The sequence below is a fragment of the Acidovorax sp. HMWF018 genome (genome assembly GCF_003061035.1).
Classification (GTDB): Bacteria; Pseudomonadota; Gammaproteobacteria; order Burkholderiales; family Burkholderiaceae_C; genus Acidovorax; species Acidovorax delafieldii.
This window is the reverse complement of record NZ_QAIM01000259.1, coordinates 1-26,772: the sequence shown is the minus strand read 5'-3', so window position 1 is coordinate 26,772 and position 26,772 is coordinate 1. Positions and strand designations below refer to the sequence as shown.

Annotated in this window: 23 protein-coding genes and 1 tRNA gene; 14 read left to right on the top strand and 10 right to left on the bottom strand. The window is 66.7% G+C overall.

What is annotated here, in order from left to right:
- The first annotated feature begins 126 nt into the window (after positions 1–126).
- The 6 genes from rsmB to DBR23_RS09470 all read left to right on the top strand — a co-directional run bounded on the left by rsmB (position 127) and on the right by DBR23_RS09470 (position 6,647).
- The gene (gene rsmB / locus DBR23_RS09495) at positions 127–1,449 is read left to right on the top strand and encodes a 16S rRNA (cytosine(967)-C(5))-methyltransferase RsmB (RefSeq protein WP_108498079.1); all 1,323 of its coding nucleotides are present in this window, start codon (positions 127–129) and stop codon (positions 1,447–1,449) included.
- Positions 1,450–1,459: 10 nt separating this feature from the next.
- The gene (locus DBR23_RS09490; protein WP_108498076.1) at positions 1,460–2,071 is read left to right on the top strand and encodes a DUF4390 domain-containing protein; all 612 of its coding nucleotides are present in this window, start codon (positions 1,460–1,462) and stop codon (positions 2,069–2,071) included.
- The gene (locus DBR23_RS09485; RefSeq protein WP_108498075.1) at positions 2,068–4,362 is read left to right on the top strand and encodes an ATP-binding protein; all 2,295 of its coding nucleotides are present in this window, start codon (positions 2,068–2,070) and stop codon (positions 4,360–4,362) included. The genes DBR23_RS09490 and DBR23_RS09485 overlap by 4 nt, the downstream gene beginning before the upstream one ends.
- A 42-nt stretch (positions 4,363–4,404) precedes the next feature.
- A complete protein-coding gene (locus DBR23_RS09480) occupies positions 4,405–5,088 on the top strand; it encodes a response regulator (protein ID WP_060986598.1) in 684 nt (227 codons plus the stop codon).
- Between the two features lie 60 nt (positions 5,089–5,148).
- Positions 5,149–5,224 (top strand) — tRNA-Phe (locus tag DBR23_RS09475).
- Positions 5,225–5,393: 169 nt separating this feature from the next.
- Positions 5,394–6,647: an Hsp70 family protein gene (locus DBR23_RS09470; RefSeq protein ID WP_108498074.1), complete on the top strand. Its 1,254-nt coding sequence runs from the start codon at positions 5,394–5,396 to the stop codon at positions 6,645–6,647.
- Between the two features lie 101 nt (positions 6,648–6,748).
- On the opposite strand, the gene rsmI is transcribed toward DBR23_RS09470, so the two are convergent.
- Positions 6,749–7,678 carry a 16S rRNA (cytidine(1402)-2'-O)-methyltransferase gene (gene rsmI / locus DBR23_RS09465; RefSeq protein ID WP_108498073.1) on the bottom strand — a complete coding sequence of 310 codons (930 nt, stop codon included), beginning with the start codon at positions 7,676–7,678 and terminating at the stop codon, positions 6,749–6,751.
- Here rsmI and DBR23_RS09460 point away from each other — a divergent pair.
- The 3 genes from DBR23_RS09460 (at position 7,678) to DBR23_RS09450 (ending at position 9,440) form a co-directional block, all read left to right on the top strand.
- On the top strand, positions 7,678–8,088 hold the full coding sequence (locus tag DBR23_RS09460) for a YraN family protein (protein WP_108498072.1): 411 nt from the start codon (positions 7,678–7,680) through the stop codon (positions 8,086–8,088). The two genes, rsmI and DBR23_RS09460, sit on opposite strands and share 1 nt — an antisense overlap.
- A gap of 90 nt (positions 8,089–8,178) precedes the next feature.
- Positions 8,179–8,778 (top strand): SIS domain-containing protein, encoded by a 600-nt coding sequence (locus DBR23_RS09455; RefSeq protein WP_056059914.1) that lies wholly within the window; start codon positions 8,179–8,181, stop codon positions 8,776–8,778.
- A complete protein-coding gene (locus DBR23_RS09450; protein ID WP_108498071.1) occupies positions 8,775–9,440 on the top strand; it encodes a BON domain-containing protein in 666 nt (221 codons plus the stop codon). Before DBR23_RS09455 ends, DBR23_RS09450 begins: the two co-directional genes overlap by 4 nt.
- A gap of 205 nt (positions 9,441–9,645) precedes the next feature.
- Here the strand turns inward: DBR23_RS09450 and DBR23_RS09445 are convergent, their stop codons facing one another.
- From DBR23_RS09445 to DBR23_RS09430, 4 genes are all read right to left on the bottom strand, one after another.
- Entirely contained in the window at positions 9,646–10,560 is a 915-nt protein-coding gene (locus DBR23_RS09445; RefSeq protein ID WP_108498070.1) for an NAD(P)-dependent oxidoreductase, read from the bottom strand.
- Between the two features lie 98 nt (positions 10,561–10,658).
- Complete coding sequence (locus tag DBR23_RS09440; protein WP_056059906.1) at positions 10,659–11,795, bottom strand: PilT/PilU family type 4a pilus ATPase; 1,137 nt, start codon at positions 11,793–11,795, stop codon at positions 10,659–10,661.
- Positions 11,796–11,853: 58 nt separating this feature from the next.
- Positions 11,854–12,489: a Crp/Fnr family transcriptional regulator gene (locus tag DBR23_RS09435; RefSeq protein WP_015012256.1), complete on the bottom strand. Its 636-nt coding sequence runs from the start codon at positions 12,487–12,489 to the stop codon at positions 11,854–11,856.
- Between the two features lie 67 nt (positions 12,490–12,556).
- Positions 12,557–13,600, bottom strand: a complete 1,044-nt coding sequence (locus DBR23_RS09430; protein ID WP_015012257.1) for a type IV pilus twitching motility protein PilT — start codon at positions 13,598–13,600, stop codon at positions 12,557–12,559.
- Positions 13,601–13,637: 37 nt separating this feature from the next.
- Here DBR23_RS09430 and DBR23_RS09425 point away from each other — a divergent pair, with 37 nt between their 5' ends.
- Complete coding sequence (locus tag DBR23_RS09425) at positions 13,638–14,357, top strand: YggS family pyridoxal phosphate-dependent enzyme (RefSeq protein ID WP_108498069.1); 720 nt, start codon at positions 13,638–13,640, stop codon at positions 14,355–14,357.
- 6 nt (positions 14,358–14,363) lie between these two features.
- Here the strand turns inward: DBR23_RS09425 and ltaE are convergent, their stop codons facing one another.
- From ltaE to DBR23_RS09410, 3 genes are all read right to left on the bottom strand, one after another.
- Positions 14,364–15,434, bottom strand: a complete 1,071-nt coding sequence (gene ltaE, locus DBR23_RS09420; protein ID WP_108498068.1) for a low-specificity L-threonine aldolase — start codon at positions 15,432–15,434, stop codon at positions 14,364–14,366.
- Positions 15,435–15,623: 189 nt separating this feature from the next.
- Positions 15,624–16,871 carry a branched-chain amino acid ABC transporter substrate-binding protein gene (locus DBR23_RS09415; RefSeq protein ID WP_108498067.1) on the bottom strand — a complete coding sequence of 416 codons (1,248 nt, stop codon included), beginning with the start codon at positions 16,869–16,871 and terminating at the stop codon, positions 15,624–15,626.
- Between the two features lie 53 nt (positions 16,872–16,924).
- Positions 16,925–17,575, bottom strand: a complete 651-nt coding sequence (locus DBR23_RS09410; RefSeq protein ID WP_108498066.1) for a TetR/AcrR family transcriptional regulator — start codon at positions 17,573–17,575, stop codon at positions 16,925–16,927.
- Between the two features lie 144 nt (positions 17,576–17,719).
- Between DBR23_RS09410 and DBR23_RS09405 the strand changes: the two genes are divergently transcribed.
- A complete protein-coding gene (locus DBR23_RS09405; protein ID WP_108498065.1) occupies positions 17,720–19,330 on the top strand; it encodes an AMP-binding protein in 1,611 nt (536 codons plus the stop codon).
- Between the two features lie 87 nt (positions 19,331–19,417).
- Positions 19,418–22,690 (top strand): carboxyl transferase domain-containing protein, encoded by a 3,273-nt coding sequence (locus DBR23_RS09400; RefSeq protein WP_108498078.1) that lies wholly within the window; start codon positions 19,418–19,420, stop codon positions 22,688–22,690.
- Between the two features lie 28 nt (positions 22,691–22,718).
- Here DBR23_RS09400 and DBR23_RS09395 read toward each other — a convergent pair whose 3' ends face one another.
- On the bottom strand, positions 22,719–23,330 hold the full coding sequence (locus DBR23_RS09395; protein ID WP_108498077.1) for a LysE family translocator: 612 nt from the start codon (positions 23,328–23,330) through the stop codon (positions 22,719–22,721).
- A gap of 98 nt (positions 23,331–23,428) precedes the next feature.
- The gene (locus tag DBR23_RS09390) at positions 23,429–24,235 is read right to left on the bottom strand and encodes an AraC family transcriptional regulator (protein WP_108498064.1); all 807 of its coding nucleotides are present in this window, start codon (positions 24,233–24,235) and stop codon (positions 23,429–23,431) included.
- A 90-nt stretch (positions 24,236–24,325) separates the two neighbouring features.
- On the opposite strand from DBR23_RS09390, the gene DBR23_RS09385 reads away from it, so the two are divergent.
- Together DBR23_RS09385 and DBR23_RS09380 are read left to right on the top strand one after the other, a co-directional pair.
- Positions 24,326–25,465, top strand: a complete 1,140-nt coding sequence (locus DBR23_RS09385) for an aminotransferase class V-fold PLP-dependent enzyme (protein ID WP_108498063.1) — start codon at positions 24,326–24,328, stop codon at positions 25,463–25,465.
- Positions 25,466–25,498: 33 nt separating this feature from the next.
- A partial coding sequence (locus DBR23_RS09380) for a DUF445 domain-containing protein (RefSeq protein WP_108498062.1) occupies positions 25,499–26,772 on the top strand: 1,274 nt, incomplete at its 3' end.

Genomic DNA, 26,772 nt, shown 5'->3' with positions numbered 1-26,772 from the left:
CCCCGCCGCACCGGTGGCAACGCGCCGCGTCCCGTGCGCGCAAGCTCCGGCCAGCAGTCTCCGCAGGCGGGTTCTGCTGCGGTCTCACCCGATAGGGCGGCTTCGTCGAGTGCCACGACGGTTCCTCTGTGGCGGTTGCTGACAGCGGTGGCTGGCGCCTTGCAGGCGATCCGGGGTGGGCAGTCCGGCACGGCAGCGCTGGCTGCCGTAGAGATCGCGCTGCGCCCTGGCGCGCAGGCCCTGTTGTTCCAGGTATTGCGCCAGGCCGGACGGGCCGAGGCCCTGCGCCGACAGCTGGCCACCCGTGCCCCCGCACCCGCCGCCGATGCGCTGCTGTGCAGCGCGCTGGCGCTGTGCTGGGACCCGCAGGCCTCGCCCTACGAACCCTTCACCCTGGTGAACCAGGCGGTGGAGGCGGCCAAGCACCACCCGGCCACCCGCGCGCAGGCCTCGTTCATCAACGGCTGCCTGCGCCGTTTTCTGCGCGAGCGCGACGCCCTGGTGGCCGCCACCGACAACGATCCCGTGGCGCGCTGGAACCATCCGGCGTGGTGGGTGCAGCGCCTGCGCAAGGACCACCCCCAGCACTGGGAGCAGATCCTGCAGGCCAACAATGCCCACGCACCCATGGTGTTGCGGGTCAACGAACAAAAATGCACGGTAGCGCAGTATTTACATGCCTTGGATGCTATTGGTTTAGGAGCGATTGCGGTGGGCCAGCATGGCGTCGCGCTGCGTCAGGCGGTGCCCGTTCAGTCGCTGCCACACTTTGCGGAGGGCTGGGTGTCCGTGCAGGACGCCGCCGCCCAGCAGGCGGCTCCTTTGCTGCTGCAAGGGCTGGATCTGAGTCAGCCCTTGCGCGTGCTCGACGCCTGCGCCGCCCCCGGCGGCAAGACGGCGCACTTGCTGGAGATGGCGGGTCCGCAGTCTCCCTTGCAGGTCACGGCGCTGGAAATCGATGCCACACGCAGCGTCCGCATTGGTGAAACCCTGCAGCGCCTGGGGCTGACGGCCCAGGTCCTGGTGGCCGATGCTGCCCGCCCGCAAGACTGGTGGCAGTCGCAGTGCGGCGGCGTGCCGTTCGACGCCATCCTGCTTGACGCTCCGTGCACCGCGTCCGGCATTGTGCGTCGCCATCCGGACGTGCGCTGGCTGCGCCGTGAATCCGACATTGCCCAGCTGGCAACCCTGCAGGCGGCCCTGCTCAAGGCCCTGTGGCCGCTGTTGCGTCCCGGCGGGCGCCTGCTGTATTGCACTTGTTCCGTCTTCCGGGCAGAGGGTGATGCCCAGGTGCAAACGTTTCTTGCACACAACACCGATGCGCAAATGCTGCCGTCGCCGGGGCATTTAATTCCCGGCAACGCGGACAAGGTCGGGGCTGTCCCGGACAATCTGACCGGTGACCACGACGGCTTTTTTTACGCACTGTTGCAAAAATCGGCGCAATGAGCCCCGGAGCATGCGCTGGTGGCTGGTGTGCGCATGGTTTGTGCTGTTTTGGGGGACGGTGCTCTGCTGGGTGCCGCAGGCCGTAGCCGCACAGGCGGCCTCCTCCGAGGTGGGTGACCTGCGCCTCGAACGCGGGGACGACGGTCTGTACCTGAGTGCCAACCTGCAATTTGAACTGCCCGAGCTGGCCGAAGACGCCTTGCAAAAAGGCATTCCCATGTTCTTTGTGGCCGACGCCCAGGTGCTGCGCGACCGCTGGTACTGGTCCGACCGGCAGGTGGCCGAGACCACCCGGTACTTTCGCCTGAGCTACCAGCCGCTCACCCGCCGTTGGCGCCTCAACATCTCCTCCACGCCTTTCACCAACAGCGGGCTGGGCGTGGTGCTGGGTCAGAATTTTGACAATTACGCCGATGCCTTGTCGTCGATTCAGCGTTTTTCACGTTGGAAGATCGCCGAACGCGATGTGATCGAGTCCGATGCCGTGCATACGGTGAACTTCCGCTTCCGCCTCGACATGTCCCAGCTGCCCCGTCCTTTCCAGATCGGCGCGGTCGGCCGGTCGGGCTGGAACCTGCTGGTGTCCCGCAGCCAGCGCCTGGGCGCAGAGCCAGTCAAGTGAGCACGTCCCCCCCATCCACCGGCGTTTCGGCATCGACCCACGCCACCGCCCGCCAGTCCCGCGCAGTGCGCTGGGCCGTGGGCGTGGGCGCTGCCATCATGTCGGCCATCGGTCTGGTACTGCTGTTCTTGCTGACGCTGGCCACCAACAACCGTGTGCTGTACGAGCGCAACTACGCCTGGCTCTTCGGCGTCAACGTGTTTGTAGCGCTGCTGCTGCTGCTGGTGCTGGGCTGGGTGGCGGTGCGCCTGGGCTTGCGCCTGCGCAAGGGGCGCTTTGGCAGCCGCCTGCTGGTCAAGCTCGCAGCCATTTTTGCGCTGGTGGGGCTCATGCCGGGGCTGCTGATCTATGTGGTGTCCTACCAGTTCGTCACGCGCTCCATCGAAAGCTGGTTCGACGTGAAGGTGGAGGGTGCTCTGTCTGCGGGCGTCAACCTGGCCCGCGTGTCGCTGGACTCGTTGGCCACGGACATGGCCGCCAAGACCCGCAATGCCAGCGCCCAGGTGGCCCAGGTGCCCGATGCCGCTGCAGGCCTGGTGCTGGAGCGTATTCGCGACCAGCTCGGCGCGACCGACGTGGTGCTCTGGAACGCGTCCGGTCAGGCGGTGGCCAGCGCGGGACAGTCGCGCTTCAGTCTCAACCCCGAGCGGCCCGGCGCTGCCTTGCTGCGCACGGCGCGCCAGCAGCGCGCCACGGCGCAGATCGAAGGGCTGGACGACATTGCCGACCCGGCTGCGGCGCAGAACGCGCGGGTCAAGGTGTTGGCCCTGGTCAGCAGCCCCAGCGTGGGCCTGTTGATGGAGCCGCGCTATCTGCAGGCCACCTTGCCCCTGCCGCCGGCCTTGGTGGCCAACGCCATCGCCGTGCAGGAGGCCAATCGTGAATACCAGGAGCGTGCGCTGGCCCGGGGCGGGCTGCGGCGCATGTATGTGGGCACGCTCACGCTGAGTCTGTTCCTGGCGGTGTTCGGCGCTGTGCTGCTGGCGGTGCTGCTGGGCAACCAGCTGGCGCGGCCTTTGTTGGTGCTTGCAGAGGGGGTGCGCGAGGTGGCTGCGGGCAATCTGAGTCCCAAGGCCGCGCTGCAAAGCAAAGATGAGTTGGGTGGGCTGACGCGCTCGTTCGCGCTCATGACCCAGCAACTGGCAGACGCGCGCCAGGCGGTGGAGCAGAGCATGGGCGAGGTCGATGCCTCCCGCGCCAACCTGCAGACCATTCTGGACAACCTTACGGCGGGTGTCATCGTGCTGGATGCGCAGGGACTGATCCGTTCGTCCAACCCGGGCGCCACCCGCATCCTGCGCGCTCCCATGGCCGCTTATGAGGGGCGGCCGCTGTCCGAAGTGCCGGGCCTCGCGGAGTTTGCCGCGTCGGTCCAGGGCCATTTCGATGCGTTTTTGGGGGACCATGAACGCCATGGCCTGGACCATTGGCAGCAGCCGTTCGAGCTGCATGCCTCCTCCGGCGGCGCCGGACAACACGCCACCAGCCTGGTTGCGCGGGGCGCAGAGCTGCCCGATGCCACCCGACTGTTGGTTTTTGACGACATTTCGGAGATCGTTTCGGCCCAGCGTGCGCAGGCCTGGGGCGAGGTAGCGCGCCGGCTGGCGCATGAAATCAAGAACCCGCTGACCCCCATCCAGCTGTCGGCCGAGCGCCTTGAAATGAAGCTGTCGGGCAAGCTGCCGGACCCTGAACAAGCCATCCTCGCCAAGTCCGTCAAGACCATCGTGGACCAGGTCGATGCGATGAAGCGACTGGTCAACGAGTTCCGCGATTACGCACGCTTGCCTGCCGCCGAACTGCATGCGCTGGACCTCAATGCCCTGGTCGCCGACGTGCTCCATTTGTATGGGGCAGAAAACGCCACCGTGCCTGTAGAAGCCGAGCTGGACCCGCGCTGCCCCTGGATTGCGGGCGATGCGCAGCAGTTGCGCCAGGTCGTACACAACCTGCTGCAGAACGCTCAGGACTCGACCGAGCAGGCCCGCGCCGGGGCCTCCGAGCCCGTGCCGCCGGTGCGCATCAGCACCCGCTGGAGCGAATCGTCACGCCGTGTGCGGCTCACGGTGTCGGACAGCGGCGGGGGCTTTCCGTCCCACATCCTGCAGCGCGCTTTCGAACCCTATGTCACCACCAAACCGCGTGGCACCGGACTGGGTTTGGCCGTCGTCAAAAAGATCGCAGATGAGCACGGAGCGCGCATCGAACTGTCCAATCGCACCGAAGAAGGCGTGGTGCGCGGCGCCCAAGTGTCGTTATCATTCGCCCCTGAACCAGCGGTGGCGTCATAACAACACCGCCCCGCAGTACCTCCCCAAGGCGCTTCAACACACATGGCAAACATTCTGGTGGTCGACGATGAGCTCGGCATTCGTGATCTGCTGTCGGAAATCCTGAACGACGAAGGTCACAGCGTAGACCTCGCAGAAAATGCGACCCAGGCCCGAGCCGCCCGGGCAGGCAACAGCTATGACCTGGTGCTGCTGGACATCTGGATGCCCGACACCGACGGCGTCTCGTTGCTCAAAGAGTGGGCGACTGCGGGCGTGCTCACCATGCCAGTCATCATGATGAGCGGCCACGCCACCATCGACACGGCGGTGGAGGCCACGCGCATCGGCGCTTTCTCGTTCCTCGAAAAACCCATCACCCTGCAAAAGCTGCTCAAGGCCGTGGAGCAGGGCCTGGCCCGCAACGCGGCCCACCAGGCTGCACCCGTGGCTGCTGTGTCCGCACCCGCTGCCGCTCCGGCCGATCCGACGTTCTCGCAGCTGCCTGCCGTTTCTGCGGTGATGGCGGGGGTGGACCCCGGCCCCCACGCCCACCAGGGGTTTGACCTGGATCGCCCCCTGCGCGAAGCGCGCGATGGTTTCGAGAAAGCCTACTTCGAGTTTCACCTGGCCCGCGAAGGCGGCTCCATGACGCGCGTGGCCGAAAAGACGGGCCTGGAGCGCACCCACCTGTACCGCAAGCTGCGCCAGTTGGGCGTGGATCTGGGGCGCGGCAAACGCGGCTGATCAATTAATTTGTGCTTTTTGCCGGAAGCGCTGATTTTTCTGGCTATAATTTGAGGCTCAGGCCCGGTAGCTCAGTCGGTAGAGCAGAGGATTGAAAATCCTTGTGTCGGTGGTTCGATTCCGCCCCAGGCCACCAAACAAAAGCCCTTGATTTGCAAGAATCAAGGGCTTTTTCAATTTCGTACTGCCGAAGCAGGGCCACACCCAGCTGGGCAGGTGCGCATGCCGAAATCCCGCGTTGCCTTGGTGCTGGTTGCCGCCCGTACCGCGCATTGCGTTCCTTGTTGTTTCTCCCCACGTTCCCCATGCCCCTTCTGCAGGACACCACCCTTGGTATCGACTTCGGCACTTCCAACTCCGCGATGGCGGTGCGGCAGGGCGCGGGCCTGTCGCGGATGGTGGCGCTGGAGGGGGATGCACACACGCTGCCCACGGCGCTGTTCTTCAACGCCGAAGACCAGCGCACGCACTTTGGGCGCGATGCGGTGGCGCAGTACCTCGCGGGCACGGAAGGGCGGCTGATGCGCTCGCTCAAGAGCCTGCTGGGCAGTGCGCTGCTGCAGGACAAAACCGCAGTGCACAACCAGCTGGTCAGCTACCAGGACATCATCGGCCTCTTCTTGCGGATGCTGGCGCAGAAGGCCCGCGACGAACTCGGTGGCATGCCCGGGCGGGTGGTGATGGGGCGGCCGGTGCATTTTGTGGACGGCGATGCCGAGCGCGATCAGCAGGCCGAGGACGCGCTGCGCCAGGCCGCGCTGTCTGCAGGGTTCGAGAACGTGAGCTTCCAGTTCGAGCCCATTGCGGCCGCGCTGGACTACGAGCAGCGCATCGACCGGGAGTCGCTGGTGCTGGTGGTGGACATTGGCGGCGGTACGTCGGACTTCACGGTGGTACGCCTGGGCCCCGAGCGCATGGCCCGCGCGGACCGCAGCAGCGATGTGCTGGCCACCACTGGCGTGCACATCGGTGGCACGGACTTTGACCGGCGCCTGAGCCTGGACCTGCTCATGCCGCTGCTGGGCTTTCGCCACATCGGTCCGTCGGGGCGCGAGGTGCCCAGCCGCGTGTTTTTCGACCTCTCGACCTGGCACCTGATCCAGTGGCTGTATTCGCCGCGTGCACTGCGTGATGCGCAGAACCTGCGCACCGACTATGCCGATGCCGCGCTGCATGCCCGGCTGATGCGGGTGTTGAACGAGCGGCTGGGCCACCGCCTGGCCAACACGGTGGAGCAGGCCAAGATCGCGGCTTCTCTGGCCGATGCCGAGGCGCCCATGCCGCTGGACTGGGTCGAGGCTGGGCTCGGCGCCGCCATCACGCCGCCCGGATTGGCGCAGTCCCTGGCGCAGCCGCTGGAACAGGTGGTGGCCTGCGCGCGCGACTGCCTGCAGATGGCGGGACTGGGCGATGGGGGGGTGGATGCGATCTACCTGACCGGGGGCTCGTCGGCATTGCGGCCCCTGCGCCAGGCACTGCGCACGGCCTTCCCGGCAACTCCGCAAGTGGAGGGTGATCTGTTCGGCGGGGTGGCTGCGGGCCTGGCGGTTTCGCGGTAGTCATGCCATCCAGTTTGCTATCAATTGAATAGCTGATACGGCATATTGCACTAGCGCTACCGCCACAAATCATCGCAAACACTGCCCGGGAGCATCTGGAGTCAGTCCTGTACGCCATCCCCGCGCTTCCACTCCAGCGCGGTGTCGTACAGCACGTTGCGCGATGCGCCCGTGATCTCGGCGGCCAGGCGCACGGCGGTCTTCAGGGGCAGCTCGGCCAGCAACAGGCGCAGCACGCGGTGGCTGTCGCCCGCGTCGCTGACCACAGGGACCGGGTGCAGCAGCACCACGAATTCGCCGCGCGAGCGCTGGGGCGACCCATCCAGCCACGCCGTCAGCGCCTGCGCGGGCTGGGTGGTGACTTCTTCAAACTGTTTGGTCAGCTCGCGCGCCAGGGTGACGGGGCGCTCGCCCAATACTGCCAGGGCCTGGGCCAGCTCGCCGATGCGGTGGGGCGCTTCGAGCAGCACCACGCACCGGGGCTCCTGGGTCAGTTGCTGGGCGATCACGTTGGCACGCTCCGCGTTCTTGACGGGCAGGAATCCTGCAAACACAAAGCCGCCGTGTTCGGTGCTGTGGGCCACGGCACCGGCCACGCTCAATGCGGTGGTGATGCTGCTGGCGCCCGGCAGTGGCACGGCACGCAGGCCCGCTGCCTGCACGGCAGCCACCAGACGTGCGCCGGGGTCGCTCACGCCGGGGGTGCCTGCGTCGCTCACATAGGCCACGCGCTGGCCCTGCTGCAGCCGGTGCACCACGTTCTGCGCGGCTTCGGCCTCGTTGTGCTGGTGCACAGCCAGCAGCTGGCTGGCGCCCTTGTCGATGCCGTAGGCGCGCAGCATCGACTGCGTATGGCGCGTGTCTTCGCAGGCCACCGTGTCGGCCAGTTGCAGCACATGCAGTGCGCGCAAGGTGATGTCGGCCAGGTTGCCGATGGGCGTGGCCACCACGTACAGCGCGCCCTGCGGATAATGCTGCGCAGCGGCGGCGTCGTGCGCCGCGCTCTGGGCTGAAGCGAAAGATGCGCTCAATGAATTTCCTTGGAAAAAGACCACCGGCCCTTGCCACCCCGGGGGCTGCCAAAAAAGCCACCACGCGTGAGCGGGGCAACGCTGCCGAGGACCAGGCATTGGTCCATCTGCAGGCAGCGGGACTGCAACTGGCGGTGCGCAATTATCGGACGCCCGGACGCGGCGGGGGCGAGATTGATCTGGTGATGCGTGACCGGGATGGCACCCTGGTGTTTGTGGAGGTGCGCAGCCGCGCGCATGGCGGCTTTGGCGGCGCAGGTGCCAGCATCAGCGCGACCAAGCAGCAGCGCATCATCTTTGCCGCGCGGCACTACCTGATGCGCTTGCCGTCGCCACCGCCCTGCCGTTTTGACGTGGTGCTGGTGGAGGAGGGGGTGCAGTGGCTCAAGGCGGCGTTCGATGCGCAGTAGCGGCGGGCGCCGTACCGGTCGCCAGCGCAATGCAGGTGGCTACCCTTTGCTACAAAAGCTGTAACACGCGGCGGGTATCATCGGGCCCTCATGCTTGAGCAACGCATCCAACAGCATTTCATCGACAGCGCCGACCTGAAGTACCAGGCCGCGCAGACCCTGAGCCACCCCATTGCCGCTGCCGTACAGGCGGTGCTGGCCTGCGTGACCAGCGGCGGCAAGGTGCTGGCCTGTGGCAACGGCCCGTCCGCCGCCGAAGCGCAGCAGTTTGCCGCCTTTTGCGTGGCGGGCTTCGAACGCGAACGTCCCGAGCTGGCCGCGCTGGCGCTCACATCCGACAACACCCTGCTCACGGCGGCTGCGGGCAGCAACGATGCCACCCAGCAGTTTGCGCGCCAGGTGCGCGCGCTGGGCCAGGCGGGCGATGTGCTGCTGGCCCTGACGGTGCACGGCAACGACCCCAACCTGCTGGCCGCCGCCGAGGCCGCGCACGAGCGCGACATGACCGTGGTGGTGTTGGCGGGCCGCACCGGCGGCAAACTGGCCGCCATGCTGAGGGAGACCGATGTCTTGATCAGCGTGCCACACGACCGTGCGGCACGCGTGCGCGAAGTCCACACGCTGGTACTGCATTGCATCAGCGACGGCGTGGACGCACAGTTACTTGGTGAACAGGAGATCCCACTATGAACCCGACAACCCTGAACCGCACCCGCCGCGTGGTGGGCACTGCCCTGGCTGCTGCCACACTGGCCGCCGCACTATCGGCCTGCGCGCCCCTGATCGTGGGCGGCGCTGTGGTCGGCGGCGTGATGGCGGTGGACCGCCGCACGGCCGGTACCCAGATCGAAGACGAAGGCATTGAGCTGCGCGCGGCCAACCGCATCCGCGAAGCCCTGGGCGACCGGGCCCATGTCAACGTGACCAGCTACAACCGCCAGGCCCTGCTGACCGGTGAAGTCGCCACGGCCCAGGACCGCCAGGCGGTGGAGCAGATGGTGTCGCAGGTGGAGAACGTGCGCTCCGTAGTCAACGATCTGGCCGTGATGCCCAGCTCCACCCTGAGCCAGCGGTCCACGGACACCTTCATCACCGGTAAGGTGCGTGCGAGCCTGGTGGACGCGCAGGACATCTCGGCCAACTCCTTCAAGGTGGTGACCGAGCGCAACATCGTCTATCTGATGGGCCGTGTCTCGCAGCGCGAGGCCAACCGTGCCACGGACATCGCCCGGGGCGTGAGTGACGTGCGCAAGGTGGTGCGTGTGTTCGAGATCGTTTCGGAGGAAGAGCTGCGCCGCATCGCGCCGCAGCCTGCGCCGGTCACCACGGACACCAAGCCGGCCGGCGGCTGAGGACGGGGTTCAGACCGGAGGGTCAATGTCCCAGACCGCAGCGCGTGGTCTGGGACATTTTTCTTGCAGCGCAGCGCTGGGGCTCCGCAACGCTGCCACACGTCGCCGGCGTTGCACCCCGGGGGTGAGGCTGTGACCACGCCCGCTTTGCCCGACCGCCGGGTCTGCCCTTTGTCAGGGTAGACACCGCAGGCGGCTGAGGGGGTTACTTCAAGCGCTGAATCAGGCTGGACGTATCCCAGCGGTTGCCGCCCATCTTCTGCACATCGGCATAGAACTGGTCCACCAGTGCCGTCACGGGCACGCGTGATCCGTTGCGCTTGGCTTCGTCCAGCACCAGTCCCAGGTCCTTGCGCATCCAGTCCACGGCAAAACCAAAGTCGAACTTGCCGTCCACCATGGTCTTGCCACGGTTGTCCATCTGCCAGCTCTGGGCAGCGCCCTTGCCGATCACTTCCAGCACCTGCTTCATGTCCAGCCCGGCGTTCTGGCCAAACGCCACGGCTTCCGACAGGGCCTGCACCAGCCCGGCGATGCAGATCTGGTTGACCATCTTGGCCAACTGGCCCGAGCCGCTGGCACCCAGCAGCGTGAAGGCGCGCGAGAACGCCATGGCCACGGGCTGAGCAGCCTCGAAGGCTGCGGCATCGCCACCGCACATCACGGTCAGCAGGCCGTTCTGAGCGCCGGCTTGGCCGCCGGACACGGGCGCATCCACAAACTGCAGGCCGAGCGCCTGGGCGGCCGCATACAGCTCGCGGGCCACCTCGGCCGAGGCCGTGGTGTGGTCCACAAAAATCGCGCCGGGCTTCATGCCTGCGAAGGCACCGTTCGCACCCAGGGTGACCGAGCGCAGGTCATCGTCATTGCCCACACAGCAGAACACGATGTCGGCGCCTGCCGCCGCCTCGCGGGGCGTGGCTGCATGCTGGGGGGCCTTGGTGCCCGCATACTCTGCGCACCACGCTACGGATTTGGTAGCGGTCCGGTTGTACACAGTGACTTCATGACCAGCCAGCGCCAGGTGGCCTGCCATGGGATAGCCCATCACGCCCAGGCCCAGAAAGGCGACTTTGCGGGAGGGGGTGGTGTCGTAGTTGCGGGGGTTAGTGCTTGGCATGGTGTGACGGCAAGATGATGCAAAAGTATGCGTGAAAACGAAAACCCGCCCAGGAGGGCGGGTGAAGCTGCGCGAAGGTGGTGGACCTGGCTCTGGGGTCAAACGATCGCGAAATGCTCGGTGCCCTGTGCCAGGTCGGGTGACTTGGCGCGCTGGCTGTTGAGCTTGATCTGCAGGCGCAAGTCGTTGAGCGAGTCGGCATTGCGCAGCGCGTCTTCGTAGCTGATGACATTGGCCTCGTAGGCATCGAACAGCGCCTGGTCGAAGGTCTGCATGCCCAGGTTGCGGCTCTTCTTCATGATCTCCTTGATCTCGGAGACCTCGCCCTTGAAGATCAGGTCGGAGATCAGTGGGGTGTTGAGCATCACCTCCACCGCTGCGGCGCGGCCCTTGCCGTCCTGCTTGGGGATCAGGCGCTGCGACACCATGGCGCGCAGGTTGAGCGACAGGTCCATCAACAACTGGGCACGGCGCTCTTCGGGGAAGAAGTTGATGATCCGGTCCAGCGCCTGGTTGGCGCTGTTGGCGTGCAGCGTGGCCAGGCACAAGTGCCCGGTTTCGGCAAACGCCACCGCATGTTCCATGGTCTCGCGGTCGCGGATTTCGCCCATCAGGATCACGTCGGGCGCCTGCCGCAGCGTGTTCTTCAGCGCTGCTTCCCAGCTGTCGGTATCCAGGCCCACTTCACGCTGCGTCACCACGCAGTTCTTGTGCGGGTGCACAAATTCGATGGGGTCTTCCACCGTGATGATGTGGCCGAACGAGTTCTCGTTGCGCCAGTCCACCATGGCGGCCAGCGTGGTGGACTTGCCCGAGCCCGTGGCACCCACCAGGATGCACAGGCCGCGTTTGGTCATCGTGACTTCCTTGAGCACCTGCGGCACACCCAGGCCGTCGATGGTGGGCAGCGTGAGCGGAATGGTCCGCAGCACCATGCCGACCTTGCCCTGCTGGATGAAAGCGTTGACGCGGAAGCGCCCGATGCCAGCGGGTGAGATGGCGAAGTTGCACTCCTTGGTGCGCTCGAAGTCCGCCACCTGCTTGTCGCTCATGATGGCGCGCGCCAGCGTGAGCGTGTGGTTGGACGTGAGGGGTTGCGGCGACACCTTGGTCACCTTGCCATCGACCTTGATGGCGGGTGGAAACTCTGCCGTGATGAACAAGTCGCTGCCGTTGCGGCTCACCATCAGCTTGAGCAGGTCATTGATGAATTTACTGGCCTGATCGCGTTCCATCAGAAGTTCTCCCGGGGGTGGTCGTCTGCCGGACGATCTTGTGTCGTGGATAGGTGCATCATTTCTGGTTGTCGCTCAGGCGTGCGCTCACCACGCGCAGGCGCAGCGACAGCTTGCGCGCCAGCAGGGCAATCAGGCTGGCGGCCAGTTGCGGATCCTTGGTCATCATGTCGTCCATGGCCTCGGCGGAGAGCACGGCGATCTCGCAGTCGGTCAGCGTGGTGCAGGCCGAAAAGCGGATGCCGCTGTCCAGCAGCGACATCTCGCCCAGGATGTCCCCAGGGCGTGTCTCGGCCAGACGCAATTGTTCGCCCCAAGGCTGCACGCGGTCCACGGCGATGGTGCCGGTGAGCAGCACCACCATGAAGTTGCCGTACTCATCCTGGCGAATCACGTCGCGATTGGACGGGACGGCCGCAAATTCAAAAAAGCGCTCCATGCGCTCCACGGCGTCCTTGTCCAGGTGCGCCATGTACTTGTCCTTGGCCCACAGGCCTTGCAGCAGTTTGCCGCCCCGGCTGGTAGGCAGGCGCTTGGCGCCCACTTCCACGGCGCGCGCCTCCCAGGGCACCAGCATGGAGTCGTCCACACCCTGGCCCGCAAACGCGGTGGAAAACAACACGGAATCCGTGTGGTCGTCCGATGGCTTGCCGCTGCGGGCTTTCATTTTCAGAAGGCTCAAAATGCCTTTCATATCGCGCTCCGGTATGCGGCGCCTGCAGGGGCCGCAAAGTCGTTCATGGGGGTGTGCTGTCGGGGGCTCAGCCGGGGAAGTTCTCGGGGATCTTGGCCTTGCTGCGTGCTTCGGCCGGACTGATGATGTTGCGGCGCACGAGGTCGGTCAGGTTCTGGTCCAGCGTCTGCATGCCCACGCTGTTGCTGGTCTGGATGGTGGAGTACATCTGCGCCACCTTGGCCTCGCGGATCAGGTTGCGGATGGCGCTGGTGCCCAGCATGATCTCGTGCGCCGCCACGCGGCCGGAGCCGTCCTTGGTCTTGCACAGCGTTTGCGAGATCACGGCCTGCAGCGATTCGGACAACATCGCGCGCACCATTTCCTTTTCTTCGGCGGGGAATACGTCGATGATCCGGTCAATGGTCTTGGCGGCGCTCGAGGTGTGCAGCGTGCCAAACACCAAGTGGCCCGTTTCTGCGGCCGTCATGGCCAGGCGGATGGTTTCCAGGTCGCGCATTTCGCCCACCAGGATCGCGTCCGGGTCTTCGCGCAGTGCAGATTTGAGCGCCGCCGCAAACGACAGCGTCATCGGCCCCACTTCGCGCTGGTTGATCAGGCACTTCTTGGATTCGTGCACGAACTCGATCGGATCTTCCACCGTGAGGATGTGGCCGTATTCGGATTCGTTGAGGTAGTTGACCATGGCGGCCAGCGTGGTGGACTTGCCCGAGCCCGTGGGGCCGGTCACCAGCACCAGGCCCCGTGGCTTCAAGGCCAGGTCGCCGAAGATCTTGGGGGCGTTGAGCTGTTCCAGCGTCAGGATCTTGCTCGGAATCGTCCGGAACACGGCGGCCGCGCCCCGGTTCTGGTTGAAGGCGTTGACGCGGAAGCGGGCCAGGCCTTCGATCTCGAAGGAAAAGTCCACCTCCAGGAACTCTTCATACGTCTTGCGCTGCGCGTCGCTCATGATGTCGTACACCATGGCATGCACCGTCTTGTGGTCCAGCGCATCGACGTTGATACGCCGCACGTCGCCGTGGACCCGGATCATGGGCGGCAGACCGGCGGAGAGGTGCAGGTCGGAGGCCTTGTTCTTCACGCTGAACGCGAGCAATTGGGTAATGTCCACGGAGTCCCTCTATCGTTTGGTACGCTTGCCAAACATTATGACCACGATTGCTAACAACCTCCAACAGGTTATGGGCCGGATCGCCCAGGCGTGCCGGACTGCCGGGCGCGACCCGGGCCAGGTGGGCCTGCTGGCCGTTTCCAAGACCTTTGGCGCCGATGCAGTGCTGGAGGCGGTGGCCGCAGGCCACCGCGCCTTTGGCGAGAACTACATCCAGGAGGGCGTGGACAAGATTGCCGCCGTGCGGGCTGCCTTGCCCGGCGTGGCGCTGCAGTGGCACTGCATTGGCCCTATCCAGAGCAACAAGACCCGCCTGGTGGCCGAGCACTTTGACTGGGTGCACACGGTGGACCGGCTCAAGATCGCCGAGCGCCTGTCGGCCCAGAGGCCCGATCACCTGCCGCCGCTACAGGTATGTATCCAGGTCAACATCGACGGTGGGCCCACCAAGTCGGGCGTGGCCCCGTCCGAAGCCCTGGACCTGGTGCGCGCTGTCGCAAAACTGCCACGGCTGGTGGTGCGAGGACTCATGAGCATTCCGGACCATGCTCCTGAATTTGAAGCGCAATTGGCAATCCACACTAGCGCCAGAAGGCTATTTGACGAGATATCGGCAGTGGGAGAGCCAGGCCTGGGGCAGTTTGACACCCTGTCCCTCGGCATGACGGCCGATCTGGAGGCCGCCATTCAGGCAGGCAGCACGCTGGTGCGCGTGGGCACCGGCGTGTTTGGTGGACGGACCTATCCCGCCGCCTGAGCGGGTTCAGCCCGGCAGCGTGAAGCGCGCCACGCAGTCCAGCGCCGCCGTCACATCCGCCTCGCTCACATCCAGGTGCGTCACCCAGCGCAGCCGGGTGGCGCCGCCATACAGGCTGCTGGTCACGCGCACGCCGTGCTGCGCCAGCCAGGCGGTGAAGGCTGGTGCCACCTCCGCGTGCAGGTCGGTGAAGAGGATGTTGGTCTGCCACGGCAGCACGGTGAGCTTGCCCTGCAGCACGGGGTGGCTGCGGTTGGCCTCGGCCAGCCCTTGGGCCAGCCGGTCCAGGCGGGCGTGGTCTTCCGCCAGGCGCCGCACATGGTGCTGCAGCGCGTAGTGGCCGGCAGCCGCCAGGACACCCGCCTGCCGCATGCCACCGCCCAGGATCTTGCGGGTGCGGCGCGCCTGCCGGATGAAGTCGCGCGAGCCCAGCACCAGCGAGCCCACGGGCGCGCCCAGGCCCTTGCTCAGGCACAGCGATGCGGAATCAAAGTGGCTGCACAGCGCGCGCGCTTCCGCATACACATCGGTGCCGTTGCGCGCGGCATTGGCCGTGGCAGCGTTGAACATGCGTGCGCCGTCCAGGTGCATCGCCAACCCCCGGCTGCGCGCCAGTTGGGCCACCTCGGCGATGTAGGCGGGCGGCAGCACCTGGCCGCCGGTCGTGTTCTCCAGCACCACCAGGCGGGTGCGCGCAAAGTGCGGGTCGTCCGGTTTGATGGCTGCCGCGATGTCGGCCACGCGCAGGGTGCCGTCAGGCTGGGTCTCGACCGGCTGGGGCTGGATGGAGCCCAGCACGGCCATGCCGCCTGCCTCCCAGCGATAGGTGTGCCAGCTCTGGCCCACGATGGCCTCGTCGCCGCGCTGGCAGTGGCCCCACAGTGCGATCAGGTTGGTCTGCGTGCCCGAGGGGGCGAACAGCGCGGCCTCAAAACCCAGCAGCTCGGCGGCATGGTCCTGCAGTGCGTTCACCGACGGATCGTCGGCAAACACGTCGTCGCCCAGCGGGGCCTTGAACATGGCCTCGCGCATGGCGGGCGTGGGCTGGGTGACGGTGTCGCTGCGAAAGTCGGGCATGGGCGCGGTCCTTGTGGGTCGGGTCAATGAATGGCCGGCCATATTAGTCGCGTTGGCATCCCCTGCGGCTGCAATGCCCTCGGCCGGCGAAATGGGCGCTGCCTAGGTCAGGGACGCCGAGCAAGGGCCGCCCCGCAGCGAGGGCGTCGTCCCCCCGAGGGGGAAGGCGCCGAAGGCGACTCAGGGGGGCTACGGTCTGTTCATCTTGCAGTCCGTGCCTTGCGCCAGCTCATTGCCGGTGTAGGCGGCATCGGTGCGAAAGCCATAGTTCGTGCCTTCCCAGCCCACCTTCACGGCCTTGCCGTCCACCGGCGCGATGGTGTTGACCACCTGGGGCAGCAGCAGCTGGTGGTCTTCGCCGCGCATGCGCACCGGGCCCACCACCGATTCCAGCGTCAGGTCTTCCAGCGCGCGCGCCACCTTCACCGGGTCGGTGGACTGGGCCTTGTTGATGGCGGCCGCCAGGAAGCGGGGCGTCATCTCGATGCGCGGCGCGAGGAAATCCTTGCCCGTCTTGGCCTTGTAGGCCTTGGCCAGTGCATCCACCTTGGGGGTGTCGGCCTGGCCGGGGTGCCATTCGGCCACCCAGGTCAGCTGGCCTTGCTTGGCCTGCGACACCGCCAGCACCGTGCCCGGGATGGAGCCCGCGCTGTGGTTGAAGTAGCGCAGGTTGTAGCCCGCATCGCCCGCGGCCTTCAGCAGCAGCGTCATGTCCTGACCCCAGTTGCCGGTGATGACCGAGTCGGCCTCGCTGCTCTTGACCTTGGCGACGTAGGGCGCAAAGTCTTTCACCCGGCCGATGGGGTGCAGTGCCTCGCCCACGAACTGGATATCCGGCCGCGCCAGACCCACCATCTCGCGGCCGTAGTGCGCCCACTGTTTGCCATGCGCGTAGTCCTGGTTCAGCAGGTACACCTTCTTGATGTCCGGCTGCTTCTTGATGTAGTTGGCAATGGCCTTCATCTTCATGGCCGTGTTGGCCTCGAACTGGAAGTGCCAGAAGCTGCAGGCCTTGCCCGTCAGCTCGGGGTCGATGGAGGAGTGGTTCAGCACCAGGATCTCCTTGCCCGGGTTGCGCTGGTTGTGGCGCGCGGCCGCCTGCACCAGCGCCGTGACCACGGAGGAGCCCGAGCCGCCCGTCACGATGGCCTTGGCGCCCTGGTCGATGGCGGCCTGCAGCGCGCTCTGGCTCTCCTGGGCCGAGAGCTTGCTGTCGAACTGCAGCAGCTGCAGCTTGGTGCCCTTGAGCACGCCGCCCTTGGCGTTGATGTCCTCGATGGCGTACTGCGTGTGCGTGAGCATTAGCTCGCCCACGTTGGCAAAGGGGCCTGACAGCGGGTCGATGTAGGCGACCTTGAAGGTCTCTTGCGCGCTGGCGGCCGTGCCGATCAGCAGGGCCGCCGCAGCGGCCAGGGGGGTGAGGAACACGGTCTTCATGGGTTTTGTCTCCGGTGGTTGTTGTGCTTGGTGTAGCGGTGCTGCGGTGCGCGTCAGGCTGGGTTGCGCTTGCGGGTTCGCCGCAGCCCCAGCACACGCCAGGCCAGCTGCGCCAGCTCCTGCGCCACCTCGTCTTGCGACAGGCGGCCGTCAGGGCGGTACCAGTTGTAGAGAAAGCCGGGCAGGCTGCAGGCAGCCAGGGCCGTGATCTTGGTGTCGTTGAAATCGAACATACCGTCCTTGCGGCCCTGCTCCAGCAGCGTGCACAGCCGGTCGTAGAAGTGGTTCGCCAGGTCCTTTTGCGCCGCCAGGTACTCGGGCCGGTACACCTGCGGCTCGCGGTAGGGGAAGAAGGCCGAGGGATGGTGCTCCAGCGTGGCGCGGATCAGCCGCTCGATGCCTTCCGTTACCTTCACATGCGCAGGCCGGTCATCGTCCGCCGCAAAGTCCATCGCGGTGAAACACGCCACAGCAGGCGCCCACGACAGCGTCTCGAAGATCTCCTGCTTGTTGCGGAAGTAGTAATACACAAAGGGCTTGGTCACGCCCAGCTGCTGCACGATCTGCTCGATGGTGGTGTTGGCGTAGCCCTGCGCATCGAACAGCGCCTCGGCTGCGCGCAGGATGCGTTCGCGCTTCTCGTCCGACCCGGCCGTGGCGGCCTTCTGGCGCCCGCTGGCCTGCACGGGGGGCTGCTGGTTCATCGGTGTCCTTTGCGCGACGGTTGATTTATACCCATGGGTAGCATTGTTCTACCAAGCGGTATATATTGGCAAGACGCTGGCGGGTGCGAGCACCTAGCAAAAACCCCAAGAACCAGCGATTCCAGACACCTCGGAGACAACGCCATGCCCTCTGCCGCACCGCAGCTGCCGCTGCACGAACACCTGCGCCGCCACGCGCGCGAAACGCCCGACCGCATCGCCTACCTCTGGTACGGCCAGCCCCTCACCTGGGCGCAGCTCGACGCGGCCAGCGACGCGTTCGCCGCGCGCCTGCAGGCGCTGGGAGTGCAGAAGGGCGAACCCGTCGCCCTGTTCATGAACAACTGCCCCCAGTACGTGATGGCGCACTACGGCATCCAGAAGATCGGCGCCATCGTCTGCCCCTGCGGGCCGCTGAACAAGGAGCACGAGCTGGAATACCAGCTCACCGACCTGCAGGCGCGGGTGATCGTCGCGGCCGATGTGCTGCTGCCCGTGGTGGACAAGGTGCGCGCCAAGACTGCGCTGCAGCAGGTGTTTGTGGTGCGCTATGCCGAGCTGCTACCCGAGGGCACGCCCAGCATCGACGTACCCGCCGAGCTGCTGGCCATGCGCGCCGCCATGGCGCCGGTGCCTGCGGGCTGCGAAGACTTCCTGGCCGCCACCCGCACCGGTGCGCGGCCTGCGCCCGTGGCCTTGTCGATGGATGACATCTCGCTCATGACCTACACCTCGGGCACCACCGGGTTGCCGAAGGGCGCGATGCTGAGCTACGGCAACGCCACCTTCAAGACCGCTGCATCGGCGGACTGCAATGGCATGACACCGCACGAAACGCTGCTGGCGGTGGCGCCGCTGTACCACATCGCCGGCATGGTGATGGGCGTGAACCTGCCCGTGTACACCGGCGCCACCGCCGTGCTGCTGTACCGCTTTGACCCACTGGGCGTGGCCCAGGCGCTGGAGCGCCACCGCGTGACCTGGTGGTACAGCATCGCGCCCATGAACGGCGCGCTCATGCAGGTGCCCGGCGCACGCGAGATGGACTGGAGCGCGCTGCGCCGCAACCCAGTCACCAGCTTTGGCATCACCTTCACAGAGGCGCTGGCCCAGCAGTGGCAGCAGTTCGCGCCGAACTGCATTGCGCACGAGGCGGCCTATGGCCTGTCGGAAACCCACACCGTGGACACCGCCATGCCGGTGGACGCGATCCGCTGGGGCACCCAGGGCAAGCCCGTGCCGGGCAACACCCTGCGCATCGTCGACCCCGACACCGGCGCGCCGCTGGCTGCTGGCGAGGTGGGCGAGATCACCATCCACGGCCCCGGCAACTTCAAGGGCTACTGGAACAAGCCCGAGGCCACGGCCAAGACGCTGCGGGATGGCTGGGTCTACACCGGCGACATGGGCAAGATCGATGTGGACGGCTATGTCACCTTCATCGGTCGTTTCAAGGAAATGATCAAGGTGTCGGGCTACAGCGTGTTCCCCGAAGAGGTCGAGACCCTGCTCATCAAGCACCCCGCCGTGGCCCAGGCCGCCGTGATTGGCGTGCCCGATGCGGAAAAGGGTGAGGTGGTGCGCGCCTTCATCGTCAAGAAGTCCGGCCAGGAGGTGGACGCCGCCGGCCTGGTGGCCTGGTGCCGCGAGAACATGGCGCCCTACAAAGCCCCGCGCGAGGTGCGTTTCATCGACGCACTGCCCGCCACGGGCGCGGGCAAGGTGCTGCGCCGCCTGCTGCGTGATATTGCTTGAATGAGTGAAAAATTGGCTGCCGGTGCTAGTTGAATATGCGCTGGCAGCTATAAAAAATAGAGCGACTTCCCCATGCCATCTTCTGTTCTGTTCACCAAAGTGCTGGTTGCCAACCGGGGCGAAATCGCACTGCGCACTGTGCGCGCCCTGCACGACCTGGGCATTGCCAGCGTGGCCGTGTATGCCGACGATGACGCCACCAGCCCCCATGTCCACGCAGCCAGTGCGGCCGTGGCGCTGGGCGCCACCGGCCCGGCGGCGTACCTGGACGGTGCGCGCCTCATCGCCATTGCGAAGGCGCAGGGCTGCGATGCCGTGCACCCGGGCTACGGCTTCTTGAGCGAGCGGGCCGACTTTGCCGGGGCCTGCGACGAAGCGGGGCTGCGCTTCATCGGCCCCACGCCTGCGCAGCTCGCGTTGTTCGGCGACAAGGCGCAGGCCCGTGCGCTGGCGCAGCAGCAGGGCGTGCCGCTGATGCCCGGCACGCAGACGGCGGTGTCACTGGAGGAGGCCCAGGCCTTCTTCGCGCAGCACGCCCATGCCGGCATCGTGATCAAGGCCATCGGGGGCGGCGGCGGGCGCGGCATGCGCGCGGTGGCGTCGGCCGATGACTTGCCCGCTGCCTACGCGCGCTGCCGCAGCGAGGCGCAGGCAGCCTTTGGTGTGGACGGCGTGTACGTCGAGCGCCTGATGAGCAACGCCCGCCACATCGAAGTGCAGGTGCTGGGCGACGGGCGCGAGGTGATCGCCCTGGGCGAGCGCGAATGTACGCTGCAGCGGCGCTTTCAGAAGGTGGTGGAGATCGCGCCCAGCCCTTCGCTGCCCGCAGCGCTGCGCGAGCGGATCACCACCGCTGCCTTGTCGATGGCGCGGGCCGTGGCCTACGAGGGCCTGGGCACGTTTGAGTTTCTGGTGGACCTGGCCTCCAGCGACTTGCCGTTTGTGTTCATCGAATGCAACCCGCGCCTGCAGGTGGAGCACACCATCACCGAAGAGGTCACCGGCGTGGACCTGGTGCAGGCGCAGATCGCGCTGGCCGCAGGCCGCACGTTGCAGGACATCGGCCTCGACCCTGCCGCACCGCCCGCCGTGTTGGGCTTTGCCGTGCAGTGGCGCATCAACGCCGAGACGCTGGACGCACAGGGCAACGCCACCCCCGGCAGCGGCACGCTCAGCCGCTTTGACCTGCCCGCAGGCCCCGGCGTGCGCGTGGACACGCACGGCGCAGCAGGCGCCACGCCGTCGCCGCACTACGACACGCTGCTGGCCAAGCTCATCGTGCACACGCGCAGCCCGCGTTTTGCCGATGCGCTGCGCCGCTCGCAGCGCGCGCTGGCCGAGTGCCGCATCGACGGTGTAGCCACCAACCTCGCGCTGCTGCAGGCCCTGGCCGCACGGCCCGAAATGGAGAGCCAGCAGGTGCACACGCGCTGGCTGGAAACCGTTTTGCCGGCATTGCTGAATGCTTCCGAAAAAATAGCTGCTAGCGCTTATCCATCAAGCGCTAGCGGCCAAAAAGACTCAAATTTCTCAATGTCTGCACCCGAAGGCGCCGTGCTGGCCCCCATGCCCGCCCGCCTGGTGCAACTGAGCGTGGCCGAGGGCGACGTGGTCGCCGCAGGCGCCGAGCTGGCCGTGCTTGAAGCCATGAAGATGGAGCATGTGCTGCTGGCCCCACACGCGGGCCGCGTCGGCGCGCTGCTGGCCGTGGCCGGTGGCTACGTCGCGCAGGGGCAGCCGCTGCTGGTGCTGGACGCGGTAGATGAGGGGGCCGATGTCGAAGTGCAGGGCGGTACGGTACATGACCCGGACCACATCCGCGCCGACCTGCAACGCGTGATCGACCGCCACGCCTTCACACTCGACGCGGCGCGCCCCGACGCCATGGCCAAGCGCCACGCCCAAGGTGGCCGCTCCGCGCGCGAGAACATCGCCGACCTGTGCGACGACGGCAGCTTCATCGAATATGGTGCCCTCGCCATCGCCGCGCAGGCCCGACGCCGCAGCAAGGAAGACCTCATCGCCAACACACCCGCCGACGGCATGGTCACGGGCATTGGCGGCATCAATGGCGCACTGTTTGGCGACGAGAAGTCCCGCACCGTGGTCATGTCTTACGACGCCACCGTGCTCGCGGGCACCCAGGGCGCACGCAACCACGCCAAGACCGACCGCATGCTCGGCATCGCGCTGGCGCAGAAGCTGCCGGTGGTGTTGTTCGCCGAGGGCGGCGGCGGGCGCCCGGGCGACACCGACATGCCCGTGGTGGCGGGGCTGCATGTGCACACGTTTGCGAGCTACGCGGCGCTGTCGGGCCAGGTGCCGGTCATCGGCATCGCCGCCGGGCGCTGCTTTGCGGGCAACGCGGCGCTGCTGGGTTGCAGCGACGTGATCATCGCCACGCGCGGCAGCAACATCGGCATGGGCGGCCCGGCCATGATCGAAGGTGGCGGGCTGGGCGTCTTCAAGCCCGAGCAGATCGGCCCGAGCCGCGTGCAGCATGCCAACGGCGTGATCGACGTGCTGGTGGATGACGAGGCCGGGGCGGTGCAGGCCGCGCGCCACTACCTGTCGTTCTTCCAGGGCCGCGCATCGCAGTGGTCTGCACCCGACCAGCGCCTGCTGCGCGCCGTGGTGCCTGAGAACCGCCTGCGCGTGTACGACACTCGCACGGCGATGGCGGGCCTGGTGGACGACGGCAGCCTGCTGCTGCTGCGCACCGGCTTCGGTGCCGGCATCCACACCGCACTCGCGCGCATCGAAGGCCGCCCCGTGGGCCTGCTGGCCAACAACCCGCAGCACCTGGGCGGCGCCATCGACGCCGATGCGGCCGACAAGGGCGCGCGCTTCATGCAGCTGTGCAACGCGCATGGCCTGCCCATCGTGAGCCTGGTGGACACGCCCGGCTTCATGGTCGGCCCCGAGGTCGAAGCCACGGCCCAGGTGCGCCACGTGAGCCGCCTTTTCGTCACCGCCGCCAGCCTGCGCGTGCCCACCTTCAGCGTGGTGCTGCGCAAGGGTTACGGCCTGGGCGCCATGGGCATGACGGCCGGGGGCTTCCATGCGCCCGTTTTCACTGTCGCCTGGCCCACGGGCGAGTTCGGCGCCATGGGGCTCGAAGGCGCAGTACGCCTGGGCTTTCGCAAGGAGCTGGAGGCGCTGCCCGAGGGCGCCGAGCGCGACGCGCTGTTTGCCAAGCTGCTTGCCAAGTCCTACGCCAACGGCGAGGCGATGCACATGGCCGCCACGCTGGAGATCGACGCGGTGATCGACCCGGCGGACACGCGGGCCTGGCTGGCGCGGGGGTTGGCATCGGCGCAGGTGGCGCCGCTGGGTCCACGTTGCATCGATACCTGGTGAAGCAGCACTGCACCTGGCACGGTGGTGCCTATCGGTGCATCAGGGCGAGCTTTGCGCCGAGCCCGACAAACGCGGCCGCAAAGCCGCGGCGCAGCCACACCAGCGCGCCGGGGCGCTGCAGCACCTGATCACGAAACCGGGCGGCAAAGACGCCATAGCCCAAGAACACCACAAAGGTCATGGCCATGAAGACCAGCGAGAGCTGGACCATGCGCCACGCGGGCTGCGCTTCACCCGGTGCGATGAACTGCGGCAGAAAGGTGAGGAAGAACAGCGACAGCTTGGGGTTGAGCAGGTTGATCAGCATGGCTTCCGCGATACGCCCACCGGCTGCGCGTGCGGGTGCGTCAGTGCGAACCTCCAGTGTGGCGGGCGAGCGCCACGTGGCCCAGCCCATGTAGACCAGGTAGGCGACCCCCGCGTAGCGCAGGACTTCAAATGCCGTGGCGCTGGCGTTGAGGAGCGCGGCCAGCCCGGTGATCGCCGCCAGCAGGTGCGGCACGATGCCGAGCGTGCAGCCCAGCGCCGTCACGGCGGCGGCCCGCGCACCGCCCGAGAGCCCGGCCGCCACGGTCAGCAGGGTTCCTGGCCCCGGCGAGACGACCACGATGAGAGAGGTGATGAGAAATTCGATGCCCATGGCGAGAGGCCGCGCGGCGGCGGCGTGAAGTGGCGATGCCCGCAGCATCCGCCAACCCCCGCACAACGGTCTTGAACAAAATTGCAGGGGTCGGGCTGTCAGCCGCGTGCGCGAACGTAGGCGCCGGGTGTGATGCCAAAGCTGCGCGTGAACAGGCGCGTCAGGTGGCTTTGGTCGGCAAAGCCACTGGCTGCGGCGACATCGGCCAGGGGCGTACCCGCACCCATCAGGTGACGTGCAAGCTGCAGTCGTCGCTGCAGCAGGTAGGCGTGTGGCGTGAGGCCCGTGGCCTGGGCAAATTGGCGCACGAGCTGGTAGCGGCTCAAACTTGCTGCATCGGCCAGTTGCGCGAGACTCCAGGGCGCGGTGGGATCGTCGTCCATCATGGTGCGAGCCCTGGTGATGGTCGCGGCGGATTGTTGGTGACCCTTTGGCCGCAGCAGGCCGCCCAGCACCCGCAGCAGGCATTCCTCCACGTGCATCGTTGCGGCCGAGTGATTGGGGCGGTGGGTGGCCGCGTCGAACAGTGCCAGTACCTGGGCCGCCAGCCGCGCATCGCGCATCGTCGGAGCATGGAATTCGAAGGCGGAGCCGAGCGGGCCCGGATGCACCTCTGCCGCCAATGGCGCCACCAGGGCGGGCTCCAGGTAGAGCATGCGCCAGGCGCGTCCACGCTCGTCCAGCGGCACGCCATCGTGGACTTCGCCGGGGTTGACCGTGATGGTGTCGCCTGGGCCCGATTCCACAATGCCCCGGCCGCTGGCTGATTTCTGCGCACCCCGCTCGATCACGCCGAGGCCGAACTGCAAGTGCATGTGCCTGCCGAAGACGAGGCGGGAGTCGGCCTGCATCGCTTCGATGCCGGGCAGTGCGGTGGGCAGGAATCGGAAGGGTTTTTGCTGCATGGCGCGCGGCCTTGGGGTGGCGCGGGGCCATGATAAGCTGACCTGATCGTCCCTTTTTCCTCCCTCAGTTTCACACGCGGAGACTCCTCTATGCCCGGCCTTTTGCCCGATATCGACCCCGATGGTTTGCTTGAATTTTCGGTGGTCTACACCGACCGCGCGCTCAACCACATGTCCAAGCGCTTCACCGGCGTGGTGCAGGATATCCTGGGCACGCTCAAAGAGGTCTACCACGCCCACACCGCCGTGCTGGTGCCCGGCAGCGGCACCTTCGGCATGGAGGCCGTGGCGCGCCAGTTTGCCAACAAGGAAAAGGTGCTCATCGTGCGCAACGGCTGGTTCAGCTACCGCTGGACGCAGATCTTTGATGCCGACAAGGGCCTGGGTGGTGGTTCCGTGGTGTGCAAGGCGCGCCAGCAGGGCAGTGGCCCGCAGGCGCCCTGGGCACCATGCCCGGCTGAGGAAGTCGCCGCCACCATCCGCGCCGAAAAGCCCAAGGTGGTGTTTGCGCCCCATGTGGAAACGGCCAGCGGCATCATCCTTTCGGACGACTACATCCGCACGCTGACGGCAGCTGCGCATGAGGTGGGCGCGCTGTTTGTGCTGGACTGCGTGGCGTCGGGCGCGATGTGGGTGGACATGCAGGCCACGGGCGTGGATGTGCTCATCAGCGCACCACAAAAGGGCTGGAGCGGATCGCCTTGCTGCGCCATGGTGATGCTGTCCGAGCGTGCGCGCGAAGCCATCGAGGGCACCACGAGCAGCAGCTTCTCGTGCGACCTCAAGAAGTGGATGCAGATTGCCGAGGGCTACGAAAAGGGCCAGCACGCGTACCACACCACCATGCCCACGGATGCGCTGGTGCGCCTGCGCGAGGTGATGGCCGAGACGCGTGAATATGGATTTGCCAAGGTGCGTGATGAACAGATCGAATTGGGCGCCAAGGTGCGGGCGCTGCTCGAATCGCGCGGCTTCCCCAGCGTGGCGGCCGACGGCTTCAAGGCGCCCGGCGTGGTGGTGAGCTACACCACCGACCCTGGCATCCAGAACGGCAAGAAGTTCATGGAGGTGGGCCTGCAGACCGCCGCCGGTGTGCCGCTGCAGTGCGACGAGGGGCCTGACTTCAAGACCTTCCGCATCGGCCTTTTTGGCCTGGAGAAGTGGCACAACGTGGACCGCACCGTGGGCCATTTGTCAAAGGCGCTGGACCAGATTGCGGCGGCGGCCTGACGGGTTGCGGTCTAGGTCGGCGGGCTTGCCCGGATGAAGCCAGAGACTGACAGCGCAACCGTCGCCCTGCGGCGTGCCAAACGGCAGGCGCTGGGACTGTTGCTGCTGGTGACGGCGGTGTTCATCGCCACCAGCGTGGTCGAACGCGGCCTCCTGCTCAACTGCGTGAAAGCCATGGCCGAGGCCGCCATGGTGGGTGCGCTGGCGGACTGGTTTGCGGTGGTGGCGCTGTTCCGGCACCCGCTGGGCCTGCCCATTCCGCACACTGCGGTCATTGCGCGCAACCAGGCGCGCATCGGCCGCAACCTGGCCACCTTTGTGCGCGACAAGTTCCTGGACGTGCCTTCGCTCGTGTCGCTGATCCGCCGGCACGACCCGGCCGAGCGGCTGGCGCAGTGGCTGACTTCCACCGGCAACGCCGCGCTGCTGGGGCACCAAGCCACGCGCCTGGCATCGGCTGCGCTGGAGACGGTGCAGGACGCGCAGGTGGAACGTTTCATCCAGAAAGCGGCGCGCGCATTGATCGGGCAGGTGGACATGTCGCGCGCCCTGGCCGCGGTGCTCGACACCCTCACGCACAACGGCCGTCACCAGGCGCTGCTGGACGACGTGCTGGCCAAGCTCATCGAACTGTTGCAGAACGAGCAAACCCGTACCTGGGTCGCGCAGTCCATCGTGGCCTGGCTCAAGAAGGACCACCCGCGCACCGAGAAGTTGCTGCCCAGCGACTGGCTGGGCGACAAGGGCTCGGCCCTGCTGGCCCACGCGCTGGAGAGCCTGATGGCCGATGTGGCCGCCGACCCGCAGCACGCATTGCGTGCGCAGTTTGATGTGGCGGTGCAGCGCTTTATCGAGCGCCTGCGCAGCGACCCGGAATGGGAGCGCAAGGGCGAGGAGATCCGCACCTGGTTGCAGACCGACGCCACGGTGGCAGGTTATGTGCAGACCTTGTGGTTGGATCTGCGCGGCGCTCTGCAACGCGACCTGGCCGATGCCAACTCGGTGCTGGCGCGGCAGGTGGGCAAGCTGGGGTTATGGCTGGGCGAGTCGCTGGCGGGGGACGCGGCGCTGCGGCAGTCGTTCAATGACAGGCTGGAGCGTTGGGTGGAGGGTCTGGCGCCGGATGTGTCGGCGTTCATTGCGCAGCACATCGAGGACACGGTGCGGCGGTGGGATACTGAAGAGATGACGCAGCTGATCGAGCTGAACATTGGCAAGGATCTGCAGTACATCCGCATCAATGGCACCGTGGTGGGCGGGCTCATTGGGCTGGTGCTGTTTGCTGTGTCGCATGTGGGGGATATGGG

Bases quoted from the DNA above. Each gene is read 5' to 3' on its own strand.
- DBR23_RS09490 (WP_108498076.1), top strand. From the start codon at position 1,460: ATGCGCTGGTGGCTGGTGTGCGCATGGTTTGTGCTGTTTTGGGGGACG.
- DBR23_RS09480 (WP_060986598.1), top strand. From the start codon at position 4,405: ATGGCAAACATTCTGGTGGTCGACGATGAGCTCGGCATTCGTGATCTG.
- DBR23_RS09470 (WP_108498074.1), top strand. From the start codon at position 5,394: ATGCCCCTTCTGCAGGACACCACCCTTGGTATCGACTTCGGCACTTCC.
- DBR23_RS09460 (WP_108498072.1), top strand. From the start codon at position 7,678: ATGAATTTCCTTGGAAAAAGACCACCGGCCCTTGCCACCCCGGGGGCT.
- DBR23_RS09455 (WP_056059914.1), top strand. From the start codon at position 8,179: ATGCTTGAGCAACGCATCCAACAGCATTTCATCGACAGCGCCGACCTG.
- DBR23_RS09450 (WP_108498071.1), top strand. From the start codon at position 8,775: ATGAACCCGACAACCCTGAACCGCACCCGCCGCGTGGTGGGCACTGCC.
- DBR23_RS09445 (WP_108498070.1), bottom strand. From the start codon at position 10,560: ATGCCAAGCACTAACCCCCGCAACTACGACACCACCCCCTCCCGCAAA.
- DBR23_RS09440 (WP_056059906.1), bottom strand. From the start codon at position 11,795: ATGGAACGCGATCAGGCCAGTAAATTCATCAATGACCTGCTCAAGCTG.
- DBR23_RS09435 (WP_015012256.1), bottom strand. From the start codon at position 12,489: ATGAAAGGCATTTTGAGCCTTCTGAAAATGAAAGCCCGCAGCGGCAAG.
- DBR23_RS09425 (WP_108498069.1), top strand. From the start codon at position 13,638: ATGACCACGATTGCTAACAACCTCCAACAGGTTATGGGCCGGATCGCC.
- ltaE (WP_108498068.1), bottom strand. From the start codon at position 15,434: ATGCCCGACTTTCGCAGCGACACCGTCACCCAGCCCACGCCCGCCATG.
- DBR23_RS09415 (WP_108498067.1), bottom strand. From the start codon at position 16,871: ATGAAGACCGTGTTCCTCACCCCCCTGGCCGCTGCGGCGGCCCTGCTG.
- DBR23_RS09410 (WP_108498066.1), bottom strand. From the start codon at position 17,575: ATGAACCAGCAGCCCCCCGTGCAGGCCAGCGGGCGCCAGAAGGCCGCC.
- DBR23_RS09405 (WP_108498065.1), top strand. From the start codon at position 17,720: ATGCCCTCTGCCGCACCGCAGCTGCCGCTGCACGAACACCTGCGCCGC.
- DBR23_RS09395 (WP_108498077.1), bottom strand. From the start codon at position 23,330: ATGGGCATCGAATTTCTCATCACCTCTCTCATCGTGGTCGTCTCGCCG.
- DBR23_RS09390 (WP_108498064.1), bottom strand. From the start codon at position 24,235: ATGCAGCAAAAACCCTTCCGATTCCTGCCCACCGCACTGCCCGGCATC.
- DBR23_RS09385 (WP_108498063.1), top strand. From the start codon at position 24,326: ATGCCCGGCCTTTTGCCCGATATCGACCCCGATGGTTTGCTTGAATTT.